This is a genomic window from Streptomyces bottropensis ATCC 25435 (genome assembly GCF_000383595.1).
GTDB classification, from domain to species: Bacteria; Actinomycetota; Actinomycetes; order Streptomycetales; family Streptomycetaceae; genus Streptomyces; species Streptomyces bottropensis.
The window spans coordinates 7195936-7216507 of record NZ_KB911581.1; the positions used below are offsets into that span (position 1 = coordinate 7195936).

At 71.4% G+C, this 20572-nt stretch carries 17 protein-coding genes and 2 pseudogenes; 8 read left to right on the top strand and 11 right to left on the bottom strand.

Annotation, left to right across the window (positions count from 1 at the left end; genetic code table 11):
- Window positions 1–64: 64 nt before the first annotated feature.
- The 6 genes from STRBO_RS0131935 to STRBO_RS0131960 all read right to left on the bottom strand — a co-directional run bounded on the left by STRBO_RS0131935 (window position 65) and on the right by STRBO_RS0131960 (window position 8166).
- Complete coding sequence (locus tag STRBO_RS0131935; RefSeq protein ID WP_005479009.1) at window positions 65–892, bottom strand: ATP-binding cassette domain-containing protein; 828 nt, start codon at window positions 890–892, stop codon at window positions 65–67.
- Window positions 892–2853: a dipeptide/oligopeptide/nickel ABC transporter permease/ATP-binding protein gene (locus STRBO_RS0131940; RefSeq protein ID WP_005479010.1), complete on the bottom strand. Its 1962-nt coding sequence runs from the start codon at window positions 2851–2853 to the stop codon at window positions 892–894. The genes STRBO_RS0131935 and STRBO_RS0131940 overlap by 1 nt, the downstream gene beginning before the upstream one ends.
- Window positions 2843–3874 (bottom strand): ABC transporter permease, encoded by a 1032-nt coding sequence (locus STRBO_RS0131945; protein WP_005479012.1) that lies wholly within the window; start codon window positions 3872–3874, stop codon window positions 2843–2845. The genes STRBO_RS0131940 and STRBO_RS0131945 overlap by 11 nt, the downstream gene beginning before the upstream one ends.
- Window positions 3871–5298 carry an amidase gene (locus STRBO_RS0131950; RefSeq protein ID WP_005479014.1) on the bottom strand — a complete coding sequence of 476 codons (1428 nt, stop codon included), beginning with the start codon at window positions 5296–5298 and terminating at the stop codon, window positions 3871–3873. The genes STRBO_RS0131945 and STRBO_RS0131950 overlap by 4 nt, the downstream gene beginning before the upstream one ends.
- A 197-nt stretch (window positions 5299–5495) precedes the next feature.
- Complete coding sequence (locus STRBO_RS0131955) at window positions 5496–7076, bottom strand: ABC transporter substrate-binding protein (protein WP_005479017.1); 1581 nt, start codon at window positions 7074–7076, stop codon at window positions 5496–5498.
- A gap of 406 nt (window positions 7077–7482) precedes the next feature.
- Window positions 7483–8166, bottom strand: coding sequence for a TetR/AcrR family transcriptional regulator (locus tag STRBO_RS0131960; RefSeq protein WP_245170632.1), 684 nt, complete (start codon window positions 8164–8166; stop codon window positions 7483–7485).
- A gap of 194 nt (window positions 8167–8360) precedes the next feature.
- Between STRBO_RS0131960 and STRBO_RS0131965 the strand changes: the two genes are divergently transcribed.
- Window positions 8361–8801: a DUF1775 domain-containing protein gene (locus tag STRBO_RS0131965; protein ID WP_005479030.1), complete on the top strand. Its 441-nt coding sequence runs from the start codon at window positions 8361–8363 to the stop codon at window positions 8799–8801.
- Window positions 8802–9418: 617 nt separating this feature from the next.
- Here STRBO_RS0131965 and STRBO_RS0131975 read toward each other — a convergent pair.
- Together STRBO_RS0131975 and STRBO_RS0131980 are read right to left on the bottom strand one after the other, a co-directional pair.
- Window positions 9419–10120, bottom strand: a complete 702-nt coding sequence (locus STRBO_RS0131975) for a response regulator (RefSeq protein ID WP_020115390.1) — start codon at window positions 10118–10120, stop codon at window positions 9419–9421.
- The gene (locus tag STRBO_RS0131980; RefSeq protein WP_005479036.1) at window positions 10117–11400 is read right to left on the bottom strand and encodes a sensor histidine kinase; all 1284 of its coding nucleotides are present in this window, start codon (window positions 11398–11400) and stop codon (window positions 10117–10119) included. The genes STRBO_RS0131975 and STRBO_RS0131980 overlap by 4 nt, the downstream gene beginning before the upstream one ends.
- Before the next feature lie 228 nt (window positions 11401–11628).
- On the opposite strand from STRBO_RS0131980, the gene STRBO_RS0131990 reads away from it, so the two are divergent.
- Window positions 11629–12915, top strand: a complete 1287-nt coding sequence (locus STRBO_RS0131990) for an alpha/beta hydrolase family protein (protein WP_020115391.1) — start codon at window positions 11629–11631, stop codon at window positions 12913–12915.
- 281 nt (window positions 12916–13196) lie between these two features.
- A pseudogene (locus STRBO_RS45135) lies at window positions 13197–13485 on the top strand (dihydrodipicolinate synthase family protein); the annotation flags it as partial.
- 130 nt (window positions 13486–13615) lie between these two features.
- Here the strand turns inward: STRBO_RS45135 and STRBO_RS0132000 are convergent.
- Complete coding sequence (locus STRBO_RS0132000) at window positions 13616–14287, bottom strand: response regulator transcription factor (protein ID WP_005479045.1); 672 nt, start codon at window positions 14285–14287, stop codon at window positions 13616–13618.
- 156 nt (window positions 14288–14443) lie between these two features.
- On the opposite strand from STRBO_RS0132000, the pseudogene STRBO_RS46110 reads away from it, so the two are divergent.
- A pseudogene (locus tag STRBO_RS46110) lies at window positions 14444–14663 on the top strand (helix-turn-helix domain-containing protein); the annotation flags it as partial.
- A gap of 266 nt (window positions 14664–14929) precedes the next feature.
- On the opposite strand, the gene STRBO_RS0132005 reads toward STRBO_RS46110, so the two are convergent.
- Window positions 14930–16195 carry a sensor histidine kinase gene (locus tag STRBO_RS0132005; protein WP_005479048.1) on the bottom strand — a complete coding sequence of 422 codons (1266 nt, stop codon included), beginning with the start codon at window positions 16193–16195 and terminating at the stop codon, window positions 14930–14932.
- Between the two features lie 58 nt (window positions 16196–16253).
- Complete coding sequence (locus STRBO_RS0132010) at window positions 16254–18332, bottom strand: MMPL family transporter (RefSeq protein WP_005479049.1); 2079 nt, start codon at window positions 18330–18332, stop codon at window positions 16254–16256.
- A 526-nt stretch (window positions 18333–18858) separates the two neighbouring features.
- Here STRBO_RS0132010 and STRBO_RS0132015 point away from each other — a divergent pair.
- The 4 genes from STRBO_RS0132015 to STRBO_RS0132025 all read left to right on the top strand — a co-directional run bounded on the left by STRBO_RS0132015 (window position 18859) and on the right by STRBO_RS0132025 (window position 20379).
- Window positions 18859–19140, top strand: coding sequence for a hypothetical protein (locus STRBO_RS0132015; RefSeq protein WP_005479052.1), 282 nt, complete (start codon window positions 18859–18861; stop codon window positions 19138–19140).
- Window positions 19141–19484: 344 nt separating this feature from the next.
- Window positions 19485–19757: a hypothetical protein gene (locus STRBO_RS43560; RefSeq protein WP_158690963.1), complete on the top strand. Its 273-nt coding sequence runs from the start codon at window positions 19485–19487 to the stop codon at window positions 19755–19757.
- On the top strand, window positions 19754–19969 hold the full coding sequence (locus tag STRBO_RS0132020; protein ID WP_020115394.1) for a type II toxin-antitoxin system VapB family antitoxin: 216 nt from the start codon (window positions 19754–19756) through the stop codon (window positions 19967–19969). The genes STRBO_RS43560 and STRBO_RS0132020 overlap by 4 nt, the downstream gene beginning before the upstream one ends.
- Window positions 19966–20379 carry a PIN domain nuclease gene (locus STRBO_RS0132025; protein WP_005479055.1) on the top strand — a complete coding sequence of 138 codons (414 nt, stop codon included), beginning with the start codon at window positions 19966–19968 and terminating at the stop codon, window positions 20377–20379. Before STRBO_RS0132020 ends, STRBO_RS0132025 begins: the two co-directional genes overlap by 4 nt.
- Window positions 20380–20572 lie beyond the last annotated feature (193 nt).

Sequence of the window (20572 nt, forward strand, 5' to 3'; positions counted from 1 at the left end):
TGCCGCGGCCCGCCGACCGGCCAGGGCCGGTCGGCGGGCCGGAAGCCGCGCCGCGTCCGCCGGTTCACACCGCGGCGGGCTCGTCGTCGAGGCGGAACCTCGGGTCGCCCGGGACGGACGCGAGGAGTCGAGCGGTGTACGGATGGTTCGGCTCGGCGAAGGTGGCTCCGGTCGGGCCGAGTTCGACGAGGTCCCCGTGCAGCAGGACCGCGACCGTGTCGCTCACGTGCCGGACGACGGCCAGGTCGTGCGAGATGAACAGCATCGTCAGCGAGAGCCGGCGGCGCAGATCGGCGAGCAGGTTGAGGATCTCGGCCTGCGTCGTCAGGTCGAGGGCCGAGGTGATCTCGTCGGCGATGACGAACCGGGGACCCGGCGCCAGGGCCCGTGCGATGGCCAGCCGCTGGCGTTGGCCGCCGGAGAACTCGTGCGGATAGCGGTCCATGCCGTCCGGGTCGAGGCTCACCTGACGGAGCAGCTCGGCGATCCGGGGCCGGACCGGTGCGACCCTGGCCCGGATCGGATCGAGTGCCTCGGCGAGCGACTGCGCGACGGTGCGCCGCGGGTCGAACGAGGAGTACGGGTCCTGCGGGATCATCTGGACCGTCGCGGCTCCCGCCCGTCCGCGTGAGGCGCGCAGCGGGGCGCCGTCCACGAGGATCCGGCCCCCCGACGGCCGGTGGACGCCGACGAGGGTCCGCGCGAGGGTGGTCTTGCCCGACCCGGACTCGCCGACGAGTGCGAGGGTGCTGCCCCGGGGGATGTCGAAGGAGACCCCCTTGAGCACCCTGCGGGCCGCGGCGCCGTGGCCGAGTTCGACGGTGAGGTCCTCGACGCGCAGCAGCGGGTCGGCGGTCCCCGCGTCCGGTGCGGTGGTGGCTGTGGCGGACATCAGCGGCTCCCTTCCGCGGCCGGCGGGCGGCCCGCGGCTGTGTCGGAAAGGTCGTCCGGCGGCGTTGCGTGCGGCGGTATCCCATCCAGCGGCTTCCCGTCCGGCGACTTCCCGTCGGGCGGAGTCCCGCCCAGCAGCTTCCCGTCCAGCGGCTTCCCGTCGGGCGGAGTCCCGTCCAGCGAAGTCCCGTCCGGCTGGGCCGGAGCCGTGTCGGCCGTCCACCGGACCGCGCTGAGCGGACCGCCCGCCTCGACCGCGGCGGGCGTCGCCGCGAGCAGTGCGCGGGTGTACGGGTGGGTGACGGTCCCCTGCCGCAGGTCACGGCCCGTCGTACGGTCGACGACCCGGCCGCCGTGGAGCACCAGGACGGTGTCGCAGAGCACGCCGACCACGCCGATGTCGTGCGAGATGAACAGCATCGCCGTGCCATGCTCACGGTTGATGCGGCGGAACTGCCGCAGCACCTCCGCCTGGACGGTGACGTCGAGTGCCGTCGTGGGCTCGTCGGCGATGAGGAGCCGCGGGTTCGTCGTCATCGCGGAGGCGATCGAGGCGCGCTGGAGCATGCCGCCGCTCAGCTCGTGCGGGTGCTGGCGCAGCCGCCGCTCGGGCTCGGTGACGTGGATGTCGGCGAGGGCACGGACCATGTCCCGCGTGGCCTGACGCCGGGGCGTCCCCAGATGCGCCCTGGCCACCTCGGTGAGCTGGGTACCGAGCCGCAGCGCCGGGTTGAACGTGCCGATCGGGTCCTGGTAGACGATGCCGATCTCGGTCGCGAGGCGTCGCTCCGGCGGTGTGCCGAGCAGGTCGAGGTCGCCGAGGGCGAGGCGCGACGCGTTCGCCCGTACGCCCTCGGGGAGCAGGCCCGCGACCGCCATGGCGATGGTGGACTTGCCCGAGCCCGACTCCCCGACGAGGCCGACGATCCGGCCGGCCCCGATGGTGAACGACACGTCGTCGACGAGGGTCCGGTCACCGGCCCGCACGGTCAGCCCGGCGACGGTCAGCAGCCCGTCCTGCTCCGTCTCGGCCACGGCCCCCGCACCACCCGACGCCCCAAGCCCACGAGACGCCTCGGCCGGGCCGGCCGGGCCGGCCGCGTCCGCCGTCCCGGCCGGAGCGGGCGCCGTGCCGCGGGTGCGGGGGTCGACGAGTGAGGCCACGCCGTCGCCGAGGAGCATGGCGCCCACACCGGTGACGATGAGCATGATCGACGGGGCGAGGACGACCGACGGCTGGGCGAAGATCGACGGCAGCGCCTCGTTGAGCAGCCGGCCCCAGTCGTACTGCGGGCTCTGCACACCGAGGCCGACGAAGGACAGGCTGCTGATGTCGAGCAGGGACAGGGTGAAGCTCGAACTGAGGAGCACCAGCAGCGGCCCGCCGATGTTCGGCAGGACGTGCCGGCCCAGGATGCGCGGGCCGGGTACGCCGAGCAGCCGCGCGGTGAGCACGTAGTCCTTGTCCGCGACGGTCGCGGCGAGATTGGCCGTCAGCCGGGCGAACCCGGGGACGCCGGCGACGGCGATCGCGACGATCGCGGAACCCGTGCCCGGTCCGAGCACCGCCGCGATGACGAGGGCGAGCACGAGCGAGGGGAAGGCCACCGCCGAGTCGACGAGCCGCAGACAGGTCTCCCGCAGCCACCCGGGGGCCAGGTGGACGAGCGCGCCGATCGCGACGCCGACGACGAACGAGGCGGCGGTGGCGGCGGCGGCCATGAGCAGGGTGAGCCGGGTCGCGACGAGCGCGCGGGCGAGGACGTCACGGCCGAAGGCGTCGGTGCCGAGGAGATGTTCGGCTCCGGGCCCCAGCCGCGCGTTGTCGGTGAGCGTCTCGGCGGAACCGCTCAGCAGCGGCGGGGCCACGAGCGCCACGACGAGGAGCAGTCCGAGGATCACCGCGCCGGCCGGCAGCGACGGGTTGCGGCGCCAGGGGCGCGCGGTCGTGTCAGTGGCCACGCCGGCCTCCGTCGAGAGTGCGGGGGTCGACGATGCCGAGGACGACGTCGACGAGGAGGTTGACGAGCAGGGCGAGCATGCCGACGACGAGGATGATGCCCTGGATCACCGGATAGTCCTTGTAGATGATCGCCTGGACGACCTCGGTGCCGAGGCCCGGATAGGTGAAGACGTTCTCCAGGATGATCGTTCCGCCGAGCAGCGACGTGAGGACGAGTCCGCTCAGGGTGAGGACGCTCGTCACCAGGTTGGGCAGCGCGTGGCGGAGGTGGAGGCGCACGGATCCCAGGCGGTGGCCGCGGGCGGTCCTCATGTAGTCCTGGGCGAGCACCGAGCCCGTCTCCTGGCGGACGACCCGGGCGATGGCGAAGGCCGGGCCGATGCAGAGCGCGGCGATCGGCAGGACGAGCGCGCTCGGTGTCGTGGCGCCGCCGGACGGCAGCAGCCCGAGGCTGATCGAGAACAGGACGATGAGGAGGGTCGCGACGACGTAGACCGGCGCCGACGCGAGGAGTCCGGCGACCGTGCCGAAGCCGACGCCGAGCCGGCGTCGGCGTCCGTCACGGGTGAGGACGCCGACGGCCATGCCCAGTGGGACGGCGATGAGCAGGGAGAGCAGGACGGCCGGGATGACGAGCTGGACCGTGTACGGGAGCCGGGTCGAGACGATGTCCGCGACCGGGGTGTCGAACCGGAACGAGGTGCCGAGCCGTCCGGACGCGATGTCGCCGAGATAGTGGACGAACCGGGTCGCCATCGGCTCGTCGAGACCCAGCCGTTCGCGGATCGCCGCGAGCGTGGCCGGGGACGTGTTGGTGCCGGCGATCGCGCGGGCCGGGTCCCCGGGCAGCAGCGGCACGATGAGGAACGTCACGACGACGAGCAGCAGCATGGACATCAGCAGCCCGCCCGCCCGGCGCACGGCGAACCCGGCCCAGCCGCCGCCGAGGCGCAGCCGGGGAACCCGCCGGACGGCCGCGGCGGGCAGCGGCCCCGTCGGGACCGCGGACCCGGCGCTCACAGCGCCCCCGCGAGCGCCGCGTCGTCCGGATGCCGCTCGTACCAGCGGAACCGCGGTTCGAGCTGGGCGGACAGCCGCAGCAGCGTCGCCTCGTCGTAGGGCGCGCCGATCAGCTGGGCACCGACCGGCAGCCCGTCCGCGGTCGTGTGGACGGGCAGCGAGATCGCGGGCAGCCCGGCGATGTTGACGAACGCCGTGAACGAGACCATCCGCGTCTCGGTGGCCCGGGGACCGTCCGGGTCGGAGTTCGCCTCGTCGTACACGGGGCCGACCGGCGGCGCCACGACCGCCGTGGTCGGGGTGAGGAGCACGTCGAAGTCCCGGCCCCACTGGGCGACCACCTCGCGGGACTCGGCCTGCAGGCGCGCCGCCGTCCGGGCGTAGTCGCCCGCGGTGACCTCCAGGGCGGTCTCCCGGCGGCGCCGGATGTAGGGGTCCACCGCGTCGGGGTCGTCGACCTCGATGGCGTAGGTGGAGGCACTGATGATCGTCCAGGTGAAGCCCATGATGGCCTCGTGGGAGAACATCTTCGGGCGGGCCTCGACGACGTCGTGGCCGAGGTCGCGCAGTGCCTGCACGGTCGTCAGCGCCGCCGTGCGGCACTCCTCGTCGACGGGCAGCCCGGTCGGCGCGTCGAGGAGCAGGCCGATCCGCAGCCGCCCGGGGTCGGCACCGACCTCGTCGAGGTAGGGGCGCACCGGTTCGGGCGCGCTGTACCAGGAGAGCCGGTCGCTGCGCCCCATGACGTCGAGCAGGAGGGCCGTGTCGCCGACGGTGCGGGTGATCGCGCCCTCGGTCGTGGAGTGTTCCCAGGCCCGGACGAACGCGGGCACGCGTCCCCGGCTCGGCTTGAGTCCGATGAGGCCGGTGACGGACGCCGGGACCCGGATAGATCCGCCGCCGTCGCCGGCGTGCGCCACCGGGGCGAGCCCGGCCGCGACGGCCGCCGACGCGCCGCCGCTCGACCCGCCGGAGGTGTGGGCCGTGTTCCACGGGTTGCGCGTCTTGCCGTGCCGGGCGTTCTCGGAGACGGTCAGCGCGCCGAACTCCGGCGAGTTGGTCCGGCCGAGGGGGATCGCGCCGGCGTCGAGGAGGAGCTGGACGTCGGGGTCCGTGACCGTCTGCGGGGTGTCCCGGACGGCCAGCGAGGACATCGTGTTGGGCTGTCCCGCGACGGAGCTGAGGTCCTTGATGGGGACGGGCACGCCGTGCAGCGGGCCGAGTCGGTCGCCGCGCAGCACCGCCCGCTCGGCCCGGACGGCCGCCGCGCGTACGGCGTCGGCGTCGAGCCAGACGACGGCGTTGACGGCGGGGTTGATCCGCTCGATGCGGTCGAGGTAGGTCTCGGCCACCTCCACCGGGCTGACCTCTTTGGTGCGTATGAGGTCGGCGATCTGCTGGGCGGTGCTGAAAGGGTCGATCACCAGGGGGCTCCTGTGTCGGAAACGGGGCACGGGGGATGCGGGGCGCCGGAACGGCGCGGGCCGTACGGGACGGACGGGCCGCCCGGTACGGGACGGACGGCCGCCCGCATGGGCCTGCGGGTGTACGGGCGGCCTGTCCGTCAGCCGGTGATGCTCAGCCGGTGACGCTGAGCCGGTGATGCTCAGCCGGACGACGCTCAGCCGGTGATGCGCAGGATCGGGTCGTCGAGCGAGCCGCCGAGCATCTGCGCGCCGAAGCCCTTGCGCAGGGCGTAGATGAAGGGGTCGTTGACCAGCGGCACCGCGTCCACCTGCGAGATCAGGGCCTTGGCCGCCTTCTGGTAGGCGGCGCAGCGGGCGCTCTCGTTCGTCGCCTCGGCGCCCTGGGCGAAGGCCTTGTCCAGCGCGGGGTTCTTCACCGCGCCGAGGTTGCCGCCGCCCTCGGGCACGGTCGGGCCCACGAAGTGGCCGAGCGGGTTGGCGAGGGTGCCGAGGAAGTTGAGGTCGGCGAAGACCGTGAGGTCCCAGGCGTCGGGCTTGCCGAACACGGTCCCGACCCAGGCCCCGACGTCGACGTTGGCGAGGGTGACGTCCGCCCCCGCGGCCCGCAGCGCCTCCTGTATGTACTGGTTGCCTGCGCCGGCGGGCCCGACGACCTGGGGGCCGACGAGGCGGATCTTCTTGCCCTTGAGCACGGCGGCCGCCGCGCCCTTGTCCTTCGGTACGAGGAACGAGGAGCCGGGGTCGTTGCAGGGGATGTTCTTCTGCACGAACATCGTCGACGGCTCACCCGTGTCCTTGGAGACGACCTTGGTGAAGGCGGCGCGGTCGACGGCCTGGGCGACGGCGCGGCGGGTGTCGACGTCCGCGAAGACCGTGCCGGGGCGTTCGTTGAAGAGCAGGTAGAAGTCGGAGAACCGGCTGATGCTGACGCTACGGCCGTCCACGCCGTCGAAGCGCGGAATGCCCGAGGCGTCGATCTTGCCGATGTCGAGCTGGCCGCTGGTCACGAGGTTGCCGGTCGCGGTCGGGTCGGGCGAGACCAGGTACTCCATGGTCGTGGCGACCTTGCCGGGGATCTTCGTGCGCCAGGCCGGCCATGCCTTGTACTCCGGGCGGAGCGTGTAGGAGTACGAGACGCCCGACTGGGACTTCCCGAGAAGGTAGGGGCCGGACTGCGAGCCCTTGGCCTTTCCGGCGGCCAGGGCCTTGAGGTCCTTGAGTCCGGCCGGGCAGACGATGCCCGTGCTCGCGATCGACAGGCCGGTGACCATGTCGCCCCACGGCCGGGTCAGCGCGATCCTCACGGTGTGCGCGGCGTCGTCGGCGGTCACCTTCACCGTGTTGCCGGGGCCGAAGACCGTCGGGAGGTCGGGCGCCGCCGTCTTCGGTTCGGCGAAGCGGTCGAGGGAGGCCTTGACGATCGTCGGCGTGATCGGTGTCCCGTCGGCGCACGTGGCGTCGGTGCGCAGGGTGAACGTCGCCGAGGTCGGTGTGTTCTTCCATGCGGTGGCCAGCCCGCCGACGAGCCCGCCGTCGTCCTTGCGCACGAGGGTGTCGTAACTGTTCCGGGCGAGCTGGTAGTCCGGCAGGGACAGGGCCTTGGCCGGGTCGAAGCCGGCCGGTACGTCGATCGTCGTCCGGATCCTCGTCGTGGCAGCGGCATCGCCGCCGCCCGGGTCTGCGGACGTCGAGCCCGTGGTGGTGCAGCCGGCGAGGACGGCGGTGATGGCTACGGCCGCGGTCACCGGGACCGCGCGGGTACGGGTGTGGCGCATGGGTGCTCCTGGAGAGGGGTGTCGCGCTCTGCGCGGGTCGCACGGGATCGGGCGGGACGAGCGCGAGCAGTTCGGGGCGGAGGCGGTGCGCGCGGCGCTCGGCGGACGCTGCGTGGGAGCGAACCGTGGAGCACTCGGTGGGGAGAGGATGCAGCCAAGTGAATGACGTAGTCAATAGCGTTAACTATCTTTGCTCGCGCCGGACCGGAACGCGGCTGGACGGGAGGAGGGGTGAGGCCTGGAACGGAACTGGACGGGAGCGGTGAGCCCGGACCGCTGCCGCGCGGGAGCGGCCAAGCCCGGCGGAGGGTGCGCGGGAGCGGCGAAGCCCGGCGGAGGGTGCGCGGGAGCGGTGAGCCCGGACCGCTGCCGCGCGGGAGCGGCGAAGCCCGGCGGAGGGTGCGCGTCAGTCGCGCGGGAGCGCCGCCGCCTCCGCCTGGAGGGCCGCGAGGAGGATGTCCATCTGGCGGTGGAAGACGTCGGTCATGTCGAGGCTGCGCAGATGTTCCTTCGCCGCCTCGGCGTAGGGGTAGGTGGCGGGGTTCGCCGGCTGGTACTCCTGCACCCAGTTCACCTCGGCGCCGAACCGCTGGTTGACGAGCCGCCAGGCGTTGTTGCTCGCCATGGCGAGGGCGAAGTTCGAGAACGCCTGGTAGTGCAGGACGGCCGCCCGGCCACGCCAGCCGCCGCGGTGGAACGCTTCCAGGACGGCGTCGACGGCGCGCAGTTCGTGCACGCCCCGGGTGACTCTCCCCATGCACAGCGCGGCGGCGGCCGGGTGGTCCAGGGCGGTGTTCCAGGCTCGGATCGCCAGGTCCCGCAGCGACTCGGTCCACGACTCGTGCGGCTCGTAGCCGTCGAGGGAGAGCCGGTCGAGCTCCTCCGCGACGGCGACCATGATGTGGTCGCGACTCGCGAAGTGCCGGTAGACGGCGGTCGCGGAGGCGGACAGTTCCTTGCCGAGCCGCTGGAAGGTCAGCGCGTCCGGCCCGTCCTGGTCGAGGATCCGCAGCGCGGTCGCCACGATGAGCCCCTGGGAGAGGGTTCCCCGTTGGAGCCGCTTCGTCGACCGGCCACCAGCCGCTGCCACTCGAACGCCTCCCTCGGACGGACGGCGAGCGCTCGCCGCCGCGGCCTGCACCTCTTCACCGGCGACCACGGGGCCAGCCTATGCGACCGTTTTCGAGCGGGTCTCCAAGGCTCACTCGGACAGGCCCTGGTCCAGCCGCAGAAGCCGAGGCCCTTCAGTGGCCGCTGCACGTTCGGGGCAGTTTTCTGTTGGGCGTGAAGGGACCGGCCCTGAAGGCCGGTGAGGACGCCGAGTACTCGGTCGTCGTCCGGCAGCTGCCCGACGCCAAGGAGCTGGCCTTCAAGACGCTCCAGACCTACAGCGACGGCAAGATCGACCGCTGGATCGAGTTGGGTGAGGCCGATGCCGGAGGGCACGGAAACGAGGCTCCGGTCCTCAAGCTGAAGGCCGCCGCACCGGGCGCCAAGCCGGTCAGCCCCTCCCCCAGCGAGTCGGCGAGCCCGTCCCCGACCGCCACGCCCACGCCGACCGCTGAGGAGACGGCCGACTCGTCCTCCCCTCAGGCGGCCGACAGCGAGAAGGAGGACGAGGGCGGGCTGTCCGCCGGCGCCTGGATCGGCATCGGCGCGGCCATCCTCGTCGCGATCGCGGCCGTGGTCTTCGCCGTCCGCCGCCGGGGCGAAACCCAGCAGTGATCCGAAACTGACAGAGTGTCCTTTCGTCCTCCTGGGCGAAGGGGCACTCTGTTCACACTCCCCGTCCGGAGGTGCGGCAGCGCGTCAGCGGGGACCGGCGGCGTCATACCGGCGCCGGGACACAAGGGCGAGCCCAGGCCCACTCTCCCCCCAGTCAGTCACTCTCCCCCCAGTCAGTGAGGGGGCTGCGGCCCTCTCGGCGGGCGCTGTATCAGAAGTTGTCCACGAGCCAGGTCGCCGCAACCAGCAACAGGGCAGCGGAGGCCAGCACCACGATCGTCTCGGCAACCCGACGGGGAATCCTGTTCATCGCGTTCCACCTCACCTAGGGGCCTGACGGGGTTCCTACCCCGTGGCGCGGCGCCCACCACACCCACGTGCCGGTGAACCCGCCCGATTCGGGTAGCCCCAGCCACACGGCGGCCTCGAAGGTGGAGTTCCCTGACCTCTGCGACAGCACGCGCGACCCTGGCGGTGGTCGCCGCCACCGCCCTCGCCCTCACCAGCGCCTGCGACAGCGGCGGTGACGGGGGAGGTACCCGGTTGCGGGATCGCGCCGCTCCAGGGCACCGGCCAGGCGGGCAGCCCTCGCGGCCGCATCGCCGCCGACGGGGAGCTCAGGGCAGTGCGTCGGCGGCCGGCGGGGTGGTGTTGTCTCCGGTGGGGCTGACGAGTCCGGTCTGGTAGGCGACGATGACGGCTTGGACGCGGTCGCGGAGCCCGAGTTTGGCAAGGATACGGGCGACGTGGGTTTTGACGGTGGCCTCCGACAGGTGGAGGTGGTCGGCGAGCTCGGCGTTGTTCAGCCCTCGGGCCAGCAGTCGCAGGACTTCGAGTTCGCGCGGGGTCAGCGCGGCCAGGTCGCGGTGGATCGCGGTGGCGTTGGAGTCGTGTCGGGCGAATCGTTCGACGAGACGGCGGGTGATGGCCGGGGCCAGCAGCGCGTCGCCGGAGCGGACCATGCGGACGGCGGCGACGAGGTGTTCGGGTGTGGTGTCCTTGAGGAGGAAACCGGCGGCCCCCGCGGACAGGGCCGCGTAGACGTAGCGGTCGAGGTCGAACGTGGTCAGGATGATCACACGTGGTTCGTGGTCCGTTCCGGTCAGGATGTGGCGAGTGGCTTCCAGGCCGTCCAGTTCCGGCATGCGGATGTCCATCAGGACCACGTCGGGTCTGGTGCGCCGGACCGCGTCGACGGCTTCCGTGCCGTTGGTCGCCTCGGCGACCACGTCGATGCCGTCGGCCGTGAGGATCATCCGGAAGCCGGTGCGGACCAGTGCCTGGTCGTCGGCGATCACCACGCGCGGCGAGCAGGTCACGAGGCCTCCAAGGGGATCAGTGCGGTGACGCGGTAGCCGCCGGCGTGGTGTGGCCCGGTGCGCAGGGTTCCCCCGTAGACGGCGAGGCGCTCGCGCAGGCCGATCAGCCCGCGTCCGGCTCCGGTGGCGCTGTCGGTGGTCCTGGACGTACCTGGTGTGCCGCCGGTGTCGGTGACCTCTACTCGCAGGTGGGTGGCTGCGTAGTCGACCGTGACCGCCGCGCTCGCGCCTGCCGCGTGCTTGACCGTGTTGGTCAGTGCCTCCTGCACCACCCGGTAGGCGGCCAGTTCGATCCCGGACGGCAGTGGACGCGTTCGCCCGGTCACCGTCAGCTCGACCGGCATCCCTGTCTTGCACACCCGTGCGACCAGCGTCTCCAGCCGGCCCAGCCCCGGCTGTGGCGCCAGATCCACCATGCCGGCCGGGCCGTGGCTGTCGGGGTCGGCAGGAGTGTCCGTGGTGAGCAGCCCCATGACGTGGCGCAGTTCGGTCATCGCCGCCCGGCCGCCGGCCTCGACCGCGAGGAGCGCCTCGCGGGCTTGGTCGGGGTGAGCGTCCAGGACTTTGCGGGCGGCTCCGGCCTGGATGACCATCACACTGACGTTGTGCGTCACCACGTCGTGCAGTTCACGGGCGATCCTGGCGCGTTCGTGTTCGATCGCGCGGCGCAGCGCCTCGGCTTGCTCACGTTCCATCGCGGACAGGCGCCTGCGGCCCTCGTCCGTTCTGAGCTTCCAGGTGCGCAGGCCGTTGGCCGCCACGACGATCGGGACCAGGATCAGGTACGGGGCGTACTGGTCGGGGACAGTGGGCAACGCCGAGTCCGTGCTGACCAGCAGCACCGCCATCCCCAGGCTTGCCAGGGTGGGAATCCGGTGGGGGCTGTAGGCGGCGGCGCTGTAGGCGGCGACGACGCAGGCGTAGAAGGTGAGCCGCGGTGCATCGTGTGGCGTCACCACGACGGCGGCCAGCACGATCCACAGCACGGCGAGCGGGTACCGGCGACGCAGCGTCAGAGGTGCCGAGGCGATGATCGCCACGATCACCGGACTGATCCACTCGCCCGGCGCGGGCACGGGCCGGTCTCCTCGGTCGACGATGCCGGTCATGTTGTCGAGCACGTAGTAGACGGAGCCGACGCCGACGGCCAGCGCCATCGCTGCGTCGAAGGTCCGGCCGCGCCGGGTGGGCCGCGGCGGCGGACCGGTCGGGCGCGTCAGCAGTCTGAACCACTCCCCCGGTCGGTCCCGTTTGACCCGCTCCAGCAGTCGGTCCGCCATAGGCACGGTCGTCACCGGCTCATTCTCGCCGACGTCCCCGGCCGCGACATCCGTCCATGTGATCAGCGTGATCCTCCGGGATACATCGATCGACTACATCGCGAGGATGACGCCGTACGGCCTCCTCCCGACGAGGTACCGGAGACAGCCCCGGCGGCCGACGCGCCCGGACCCGCCCCGCTCCTAGCGTCCAGGGAACCGGAGTTGGCGACCGAAGGAGAAGCGACCATGACCGCGCCACTGACCGAACCGCCCGCCGTGAGCCGTGACGACGAGACCAGGACCCCGGGCAGCCCACCGTCGGCACCCCGGAACCGGATCCTGCGCCGCGGCCTGGCCGCCCTGGCCGGGCTCCTCGTCATGGGGACGTGCGTGCCCGTCTCCACCGCAGACGCGTCCACCGCGGCCGATCCCGCCGAATCGCCGGCCGTATCGAGCGTCACACCGCATCTGCCCAGGCCCACCGGCCCGCACCCGGTCGGCAGGGCCTCCCTGCATCTGAAGGATGCCTCCCGCCCCGACCCGTGGGTCCCCGGCGTGAACGCGAGGGAACTCATGATCTCCGTGTGGTACCCGGCGCAACCCTCGGGCGGGCGACGAGTCCAGTACATGACGCCGACGGAGTCGAAGCTCCTGCTCGAAGACGGCGGCATCACCGATGTGCCGCCCGCCGTGTTGAGCACGACACGAACCAACGCGATCAGCGACGCCGAACCGGCAGGACGCCGACACGCTCTGCCCCTGATCGTGCTCTCGCCCGGCTTCACCAAACCCCGCGCCACGCTCACCTCGCTGGCCGAGGACCTGGCGAGCCGAGGTTACGTAGTGGCAGGAATCGATCACACATATGAGAATGTCGCCACCACCTTCCCCGACGGGCGAGTTGCCACCTGCGCCGCCTGCGAGGTCGACCATGACCAGGCGTTCTGGGAGAAGCTGGTGACAGGCCGAGCAGCCGACGTCTCCTTCGTGCTCGACGAACTGACCGGACCACGGCCCCAGTGGAAAGGCGCTCGGCTGATCGACCCGCGCCGGATCGCGATGGCGGGCCACTCCGTCGGGGGCGCGAGCACCAGCGCCGCCATGCTCGCCGACCCCCGGATACGCGCCGGGATCGACATCGACGGCACCACCCAAGTCCCGATTCCTGACAGCGGTCTGGCGCGGCCGTTTTTGTTCCTGGGCAGGCAGTCCACCTACACCCCGGGAGGTGGAGGCCCAGCCGTCACCTGGGAGCGCGACTGGGAGCACCTGACCGGGTGGAAGCGATGGCTCGTGGTCGCCGGCGCCGAGCACGCCTCCTTCACCGACGTCGGACTCCTCGCGGAACAACTCGGCCTCGACATCGGCGCCACCCTGCCCGCCGCCCGCACCTCACAGATCACCCGCCGCTACACACGGGCGTTCTTCGACCTCCATCTCCACAACACGCCACAACCCCTGCTGGACCAGCCGTCACCCCAGTACCCCGAAGTCGGGTTCTGCTCCGTGGACACGCTGAACTGCGGTAACTGATCCCCTTCCTCGAAACCGCAGCGGGCGCTCGGCCTCGACCGGCACCACGTCGCCGCTCTGTCGGAGATGTTCCATGCCATCACCGACGCCTGCGCGGGCGGCGGGATGTGGGGAGACCGACCAGGCTTCCTCCAGTTCCTCCAGTTCCTCCAGTTCCTCCAGTTCCTCCAGTTCCTCCGATTCGTCCAGGGCGCGCCGGGCCTCGGCGATGCGCTCGCGCGGCTCCTGTTCCGGGTCAGCGTGCCGGCCGGGTCTGAGGTGGTCGACACCACGCCGGCGATGGGGCGGACGGGGCCGTGCCCGGGCTCGGAAACGTGGATCCGCACGGGTACGTCCGTCTCCACCGCCTCTGCCGCGCGGGCGACTGGGAGCGCGCCCGGGCCGAACAGGGGCGGTTGTGCGCGTTGTTCGGGATGGTCCACGTCGGCGACCGGGCCCGGAGGGGAGGGGGTTCGTCGGGACTCGGCGCGTTCGAGGCCGCGCCGTATCTGGAGGGTTGTTGCGTGTCCGGTTACGGCGGAACCGGAGGTTGCCTTGTCGACGGGGGAGGTTGAGCGGGTGGGCAGGTAGGGCGACCACCCCCGCAGCGCCCACTCAAGCGGACTTCCGCAGGACCGAACGCCCCCGCAGGCGGGGGTACAGCCAGGCGGCCTGCCGCTCGGCAAGATGCCCATGCTCGTCGCGGCGGCGGTTCGAAACGTCACCCCTCGCCCGGCACCACCAGCCCCGACTCATACGCCACCATCACCAACTGCGCCCGATCCCGCGCCCCCAACTTCCCCATGACCCGGCTGACATGGGTCTTGGCCGTGAGCGGGCTCAACCCCAACGCCTCAGCGATCTCGGTGTTGTTGAGCCCACGTGCGACCAGGGTCAGAACCTGGCGTTCCCGCTCGGAGAGCTCCTCGGGACCACCCGTCGCGGAAGCCATGGCGTGCGGCGCGCGCAGAAAACGGGCGATCAGGCGCGACGTCGGGCCCGGCGACAGGAGCGACTCGCCGGCGGCCACCGTACGGATGGCGTCGAGGAGTTCGGCAGGCTTGGTGTCCTTCACGAGGAACCCGGAGGCTCCGGCGCGCAGTGCCTCGACGATGTGCTCGTCGGTGTCGTACGTCGTCAGGACCAGGACCTTGACCCCGGCCAGGTCCTCGTCGGCGGCGATGAGCCGGGTCGCCTCGATCCCGTCGAGGTCGGGCATACGGATGTCCATCACCACGAGATCCGCCCGTTCCGAACGGGCCAGCTCCACGGCCTGCCGCCCGGTACCCGCCTGCCCCACGACCTCCATGTCCCCGGCCGACTCGACGAGCATGGCGAAGGCGGACCGCACGAGGGTCTGGTCGTCGGCGAGCAGAACACGAATCACGGTCATCTGGATTCCTCCGTGGATACCCCCGCCTTCAGGCGGGGGAGCAAGCGGACTCCTGCGGAGCAGGGCAGGGAAAGCAGATCCGCCCCCCTGCGCGGATCGGCGTCGCCCATCAACTACCCGTAGAGAGTCACGAGTTGATGTGCTGGTTGGTGCGACATGGCCACTCACGTGAAGCGGGCCTTCAAGTCCCGCTTCTATCCGGCCGATGCGCAGGCAGCCGAGCTGTCGCGCACCTTCGGATGCGTGCGCAAGGCCGCCTTCCGCTTCCGCGACGGCCGTCTGACGCTTGCGAGGACGGCCGACCCGTTGGACATCGCCTGGTCGCGTCCCCTGCCCGAGGGGACGGTGCCGAACCACGGTGACCGTCAGCCGGGACAAAACCCGAACCCCGACCCGCGCCCCGCGGCAGCCTCGCTGAGGCGATGCCGCTGCGCGTCCGCACCTGGATGTGCGACAGCTGCGGCACGGCCCACGACCGGGACGTGAACGCGGCGAACAACCCTCTCGCCGCCGCGCTGGCGGTGACAGTGTGTGGAGGCGTTGTAGGACCTCAACGGACAACTCCGGGCGGGCAGTCGGCGGTGAAGCAGAAACCCCACGGCGCGAGCCGTAGGGCTCCCCCTCGCTCACGAGGGGAGGAAGTCAACGGGCCTCTTCTCGTTGCTGCTGCGCGTGCACGGACGGCGCGGACGGCTCGGTTGACGGGCGCGTCGCAGACAGTGCAGGCAGCTCAGGCAGTACAGCGGTCACCTCGAACCCCCCGGCGGCCCCCGGCCCGGCGTCCAGTGTGCCGCCCACACTCCGCGCCCGCTCCCGCATCCCGACGAGACCGAACCCAGGGATGTCCGTGGAGCACGGCCCCGTGCCGTCGTCGGTGACCGAGACGTGCAGGGCGCTGTCCTTCTCGTACACGTGCACCTGGACCGAAAGCCCCGGTCCCCCGTGCCGTACGGAGTTGGTCAGCGCCTCCTGCACGATGCGGTACGCGGCGGCGCCCACGGCGGGCGGCGCGTGGTCGGCCCGTACGGTCGACTCGACCCGTGCCCCGGCGGTGCGGGCGGTCTCCGCGAGGTGGGCGATGCCGTCGAGGCCGGGCAGCGGCCCGCGGCCGTCGCCGTGCTCGGCGGCGCGCAGCACCTCGAGGGTGGTGCGGAGTTCACCGCGGGCGGTGCGGCAGGTGTAGGCGATGTCGTCGAACGCCTTCGCGACGGCCTCGCGGTCGAGGCGGTCCGGGTCGGCGGCCAGTACGTGGGCGGCGACGGAGGTCTGCACGCCGATGAGCGTGATGCTGTGCGCGAGCAGGTCGTGCAGGTCACGGGCGATGCGCAGCCGCTCCTCGGCGACCCGGCGGCGGGCCTCCTCCTCGCGGGTGCGTGCGGCGCGTTCGGCACGTTCCAGGGCGGACGCGAGGTACTGGCGGTGGACGCGGACGTAGCCGCCGAGGAGCAGTACGGAGATGAGCCAGCCGGTGATGCGGATGATCTCGGCGAGTCCGTCCGGATTGGTGACCGCGTTGACGGTGAGGGTCATGCCGATGAGGACGGTCCCGATGAGCAGGGCGCGGCGGGCGCTGCCGGCGACGGCGACGGTGTAGAGCGCGAGCAGGGTCGCGGGAACGGGGGCGCTGTGGGTGTAGTCGAGCGCGTGGTACGGGACGACGCAGGCCACCATGGCCAGCATCACGGTCATGGGGTGGCGCCGACGCCAGATCAGCGGGACGTTCGCGCCCAGCAGCAGCAGCCACGCGAGGAGGTCCGGCTGGCGCCCGTCCTTGAGGAAGAGGGCCATGACCGTGGTGAGGGCGGCCACCGCGGCGGCGAGGTGCGCGTCGTTGCGCAGGGAGGGGACCGCCGGAGGGTAGTTGACGGCGGTCAGGGCCCGCTCGATGAGGGATTGGGGGCGCGGCACTGCTCCATCTTCCGTCAGGCGGGCGTCACTCCGGCAGTGGGAGGGACGCCCGCGGTGTCTACGGAACTGCGACAGGCTCCTGTGCGTCAGGAACCGGCTCCGGTTCCCGCGACAGGCGACCCGGCCACCACATCTTCCGCCGCAGGGCGACGCTTGCGCTGGTCACCAGGTACGTCCGTACGAGGAAGGTGTCCAGCAGCACTCCGACCGAGATGACGAAGCCCAGCTCGACCAGTTGCACCAGGCCCATGTTCACCAGCACGGCGAAGGTCGCGGCAAGGACGAGGCCCGCGGAGGCGATGACGCCCCCCGTCGTCCGCAGCGCGGTGAGCGCGGCGGCCACGGGTTCCTTGCCGGACAGGGATTCCTCGCGCATCCGGTGCATGAGGAAGATGCCGTAGTCGACGCCGAGGGCGACCAGGAACACGAAGGAGAGCAGTCCGAGTCCGGGATCGGTTCCCTCGAAGCCGAAGACCGGGCCGAAAACCAGTCCGCCGATGCCGAGCGCCGCACCCCACACGGCGACCACGGCGGCCACCAGCAGCAGCGGGGCGACCAGGCTGCGCAGCAACGCGATCAGGATCAGCAGCACGGAGCCGAGGACGAGCGGCACGACGACCTTGGTGTCGCCGGCGTTGGTGTCCTTGAGGTCGATCTGTTCGGCGCTCGGACCGCCGAGGTAGGACCCGTCGAGCTCCGAGCGCAGGGACTCGATCGTCGCGCTCTCGCCTGCCGACTGGGGCGGGTCCTTGGCGATCACGGAGATCTCCGTCCAGCCGTCCCCACTGCGTCCCCGCTCGGCGCTCGCGACACCGTCATGGTCACGCACCGCCGCCAGGGTCTCGTCGACCTGCCCGCTGGGAGTGATCACATCGAGCGGCTGGCTGCTCTGCTCGGGGTAGGCCGCGGCGAGCGTCTCCATCGCGGCGACCGCTTCCGGCTTGTCGACGAAGGAGTCCTCCTGCTTGACCGCTCCGGGCAGGTTCAGCATGCCGGTGGCGAGCGCGCCGAGCAGGACCACACCGCCCGCGAGCACGGCCAGCGGCCGACGCCTCGCGGAACTGCCCATCGCGGTGAACAGCGACCTGCGCTCCTTCGGCCGGCTGCCGAACGCGGGCACCATCGGCCAGAACACCCGGCGGCCCAGCAGTACGAGGAGCGCGGGCAGCAGCGTCAGCATGGCGACAAGCGCGCACAGTACGCCGACGGTGCCGAGCGGCCCCATACCGCGGCTGCTGTTGAGGTCGGCGGCGAGCAGGCACAGCAGTCCGGCGGCGACCGTGCCGGACGAGGCGAGAACGGCAGGGCCGCAGCCGCGCAGGGCGGCCCGCATGGCGTCGTACGGCCGCTCGACGCGCCGCAGTTCCTCCCGGTAGCGGGCGATCAGCAGCAGCGCGTAGTCGGTGCCCACGCCGAACACGAGGATCGTCATGATGCCCGTGCTCTGGCCGGAGACGGTCGTACCGAACGCCGAGTTGAGGCCGTACGCGACGCCCATCGAGAGGTAGTCGGCGACGCCCGCGACGGCGAGCGGCACGAGCCACAGCAGCGGGCTGCGGTAGATGAGGATCAGCAGGATCGCGACCACGCCGACGGTGGTGTAGAGCAGTGGCCCGTCGAGCGAGTCGTACACCTCGTTCGCGTCGGTGTCCAGCGCCCCCGGGCCGCCCACCTCGACGCTCAGCCCGCCGTCCCCCTGAGCGACATCGCGTACATCTTTGACGAACTCGTCCCGGAGTGTCTCGTCGATGCCCGGTTCGTTGCTGGCGACCGGGTACATCAAGGTGGTCCCGTCCTCGGACGGCACCACCTTGGGCGTCGCGGTCAGCCGGACCGCGCCCGCGATCTCCTCGACCTGCTGGGCCGCCGTCTCGCGGTCGGTGGTGGTCAGCCCGCCGTCCCGGTGGTAGACGAGCACCAGTTCGGTGGTCTCGCCGCCGGGCAACTGCTCCTGGATCTTGGCGACTTGGGTGGAGTCCGCGCTCGCCGGCAGATTGTCGACGGCTCGGTCCTGCTGCACATCGGACAGCTTGGACGCGAACGGCAAGGTCAGGGCGAGCACGGCCACCCAGAGCCCGAGCAGCACCCAGGGCACGGCTCGTCGCCGCGTACGCGTGGTTGTCTTTCCGGGCCCCATGGCGGGGTCCCCCTTCCCTTGGACGGTGTCTGGACTCCACCAGACTCCCGGCGCGAAGGGCCGGAATCGTCGCGCGTCAGGGCGACTTCGGGGGTACTGCCGGGGGTGACCGAAGGGGCGGATTACTCCCCGGGGAGTAGCGCCGTCGGCGGTAGGAGGGCGTCCGCGCCGCCAGTCCTACGCCCCTCGCGAGGGCGTCCGTGCCACCTGCCTCACGCCCGTCCCCCGTACGGCTTCTGCCCCTCACGACGGCGAACGCGCCACAGCCGGCAGCCTCGTCACAGCGTCTCAGCGTCACAGCGTCACAGCGTCACAGCAGATCGTCAGCCCGGCGCCTTCACCGGCTACGCGGGAAAGAACTCCAGGAAGCTCGGCACGAAGCCCACAGAGCCTGGGTGAAGGCCGCCGGCAACGCCAAGAGGGAGGAGCGTCGTTCGTACCGCCAAGCCTTCCTAGAGGCAACAGGGCCCTTCGCGAGGGGCGTCGGAGCCTGTGGAAGGCCACTTGCCCCGCGACCATACATCGCATGAACGACGCCCTCAGCTCGGCGCTCACCTGGGGCATCGAGCGCGAGCAGGCGTTCGCAAGAAACTGGTCACAGCTCGTCGAGCTTCCGTGGGTCACACCGCCCAAGCCGATCGCCCGGACGCCCGAACGGATCGAACACTGGAAGCGCACCGGCGAGAAGCCCGGCCCGGCCATGGCCCGCCCCTCGCCTCTCGGCGACAACAGCAGACAGAAGAGGGCTCGTCCGAACGCGTCCCGGATGGGCACGCTCACCCGGTTCACGGACCCTCTCCCCAGCTGAGGAGAGGGTCTCGAAACCATGCGCAGCGGATTCCCTTTCCAACGCGCGGAGGCTCTCCCCTGGGTGCTGAGGCTGAGCCTCTACGGCAGTGGTCACAGGTCAAACGCCTACGCGCGGCCTGGCCGAGTTCCAGTGTGGCCAACCGTGTGGCTGGGGCGTTCGCTTCGGGGAGCGGGGCAGTACGGCGACGAGGCCCGCCGCAAACACGACAGCGGGGCGCCAGAGGCTGAAGCCTGTGCCGTTCGCGACCTGCAAATCGGCGGACGACACCGCGAACAAGGCGGGCGAGCCGGATCCACGTCACTGATTCGGGGCCACTGAAGGCACACGTCCAGGAGTACGTCATGCCGGACAACAAGTTCCTCACCCTGGTCTCCGGCACCGCCGTCGATATCCGGATCAACATGCTGAAAGTGACGACCTCCCGCCTCACCTGGAAGTTCGAACGCCGAAAGGAGCCCACTGGGAAGTACCTGGCGCACACCCCTCTCCTGACGCGCTCGCTGCAGGTCCACAGATCTGAGAAACGGACCACCCAGGGGTGCGCAAGCCCATCAATATACAATCGATCATGTATATTGATATACGCCACAGCGTGCATGAGGAGGCCATCTTGAGCCGCACCGTGATCGACCTCGACGACGAGGCACTGGAAGAAGCCGCCAAGGAACTCGGCACCACTACCAAGCGCGACACCATCAACACCGCCCTGCGCGAGGTCACCGCCCGCTACCGGCGCCTGCGCGCGCTCGAAGACGCCCGGCAACTGGTGACCGACGGAGCCCTGGACATCGACATTCTCCTGGACAAGAACCAGTACCGGCCGTGACCGTCGCCGACTACCTCATCGACACCTCCGCCCTCGCCCGCGTCCTGCTCCGCCAGACCACGACTGAGTGGGACGACAGGATCGGCGCCGGCCTCGTCGCGATCTGCGACATCACGGAACTCGAGGTCCTCTACTCCGCCCGCTCAGCCGCGGACCGCGCGCGGCTGAAGGCCGCACTCGACGCCCACTACGTGTGGTGCCCCATGCCTGAGGGCATCTACCGCCGCTCCCGCGTCGTCCAGGAACAACTGACCACCAAAGGGGAACACCGCAGTGCGGGCCCCGTCGATCTCCTGGTGGCCGCAGCCGCGGAAGAAGCAGGCCTCACCCTGCTCCACTTCGACCGCGACTTCGAAACCATTGCTCGCACGACGGGGCAGCCGGTCCGCATGATCGACCTCAGGCAGTAGAGTCCGCGCGGTCGCACGGACGGGCGTCAAGCCTCTCGCCGACCGCCCACCCGAGGCGGTATCGCGCTGATGCCCCCACCGCCGGACGGCCCTCGTTCCGCGCCCTCGCGCCCGCCCCGCGGACTGAGCCGCCTCGCCGACACCCAGTCCGGTGCACGGCACGCGCGGGTGAACTGCCGAGCCACCGGCGATG

Excerpts from the sequence above, each read along its gene's own strand:
- STRBO_RS0131955 (WP_005479017.1), bottom strand. The coding sequence starts at position 7,076 with ATGCGCCACACCCGTACCCGCGCGGTCCCGGTGACCGCGGCCGTAGCC.
- STRBO_RS0132010 (WP_005479049.1), bottom strand. The coding sequence starts at position 18,332 with ATGGGGCCCGGAAAGACAACCACGCGTACGCGGCGACGAGCCGTGCCC.
- STRBO_RS0131990 (WP_020115391.1), top strand. The coding sequence starts at position 11,629 with ATGACCGCGCCACTGACCGAACCGCCCGCCGTGAGCCGTGACGACGAG.
- STRBO_RS0131935 (WP_005479009.1), bottom strand. The coding sequence starts at position 892 with ATGTCCGCCACAGCCACCACCGCACCGGACGCGGGGACCGCCGACCCG.
- STRBO_RS0132000 (WP_005479045.1), bottom strand. The coding sequence starts at position 14,287 with ATGACCGTGATTCGTGTTCTGCTCGCCGACGACCAGACCCTCGTGCGG.
- STRBO_RS43560 (WP_158690963.1), top strand. The coding sequence starts at position 19,485 with ATGCCGGACAACAAGTTCCTCACCCTGGTCTCCGGCACCGCCGTCGAT.
- STRBO_RS0132015 (WP_005479052.1), top strand. The coding sequence starts at position 18,859 with ATGAACGACGCCCTCAGCTCGGCGCTCACCTGGGGCATCGAGCGCGAG.
- STRBO_RS0131980 (WP_005479036.1), bottom strand. The coding sequence starts at position 11,400 with ATGGCGGACCGACTGCTGGAGCGGGTCAAACGGGACCGACCGGGGGAG.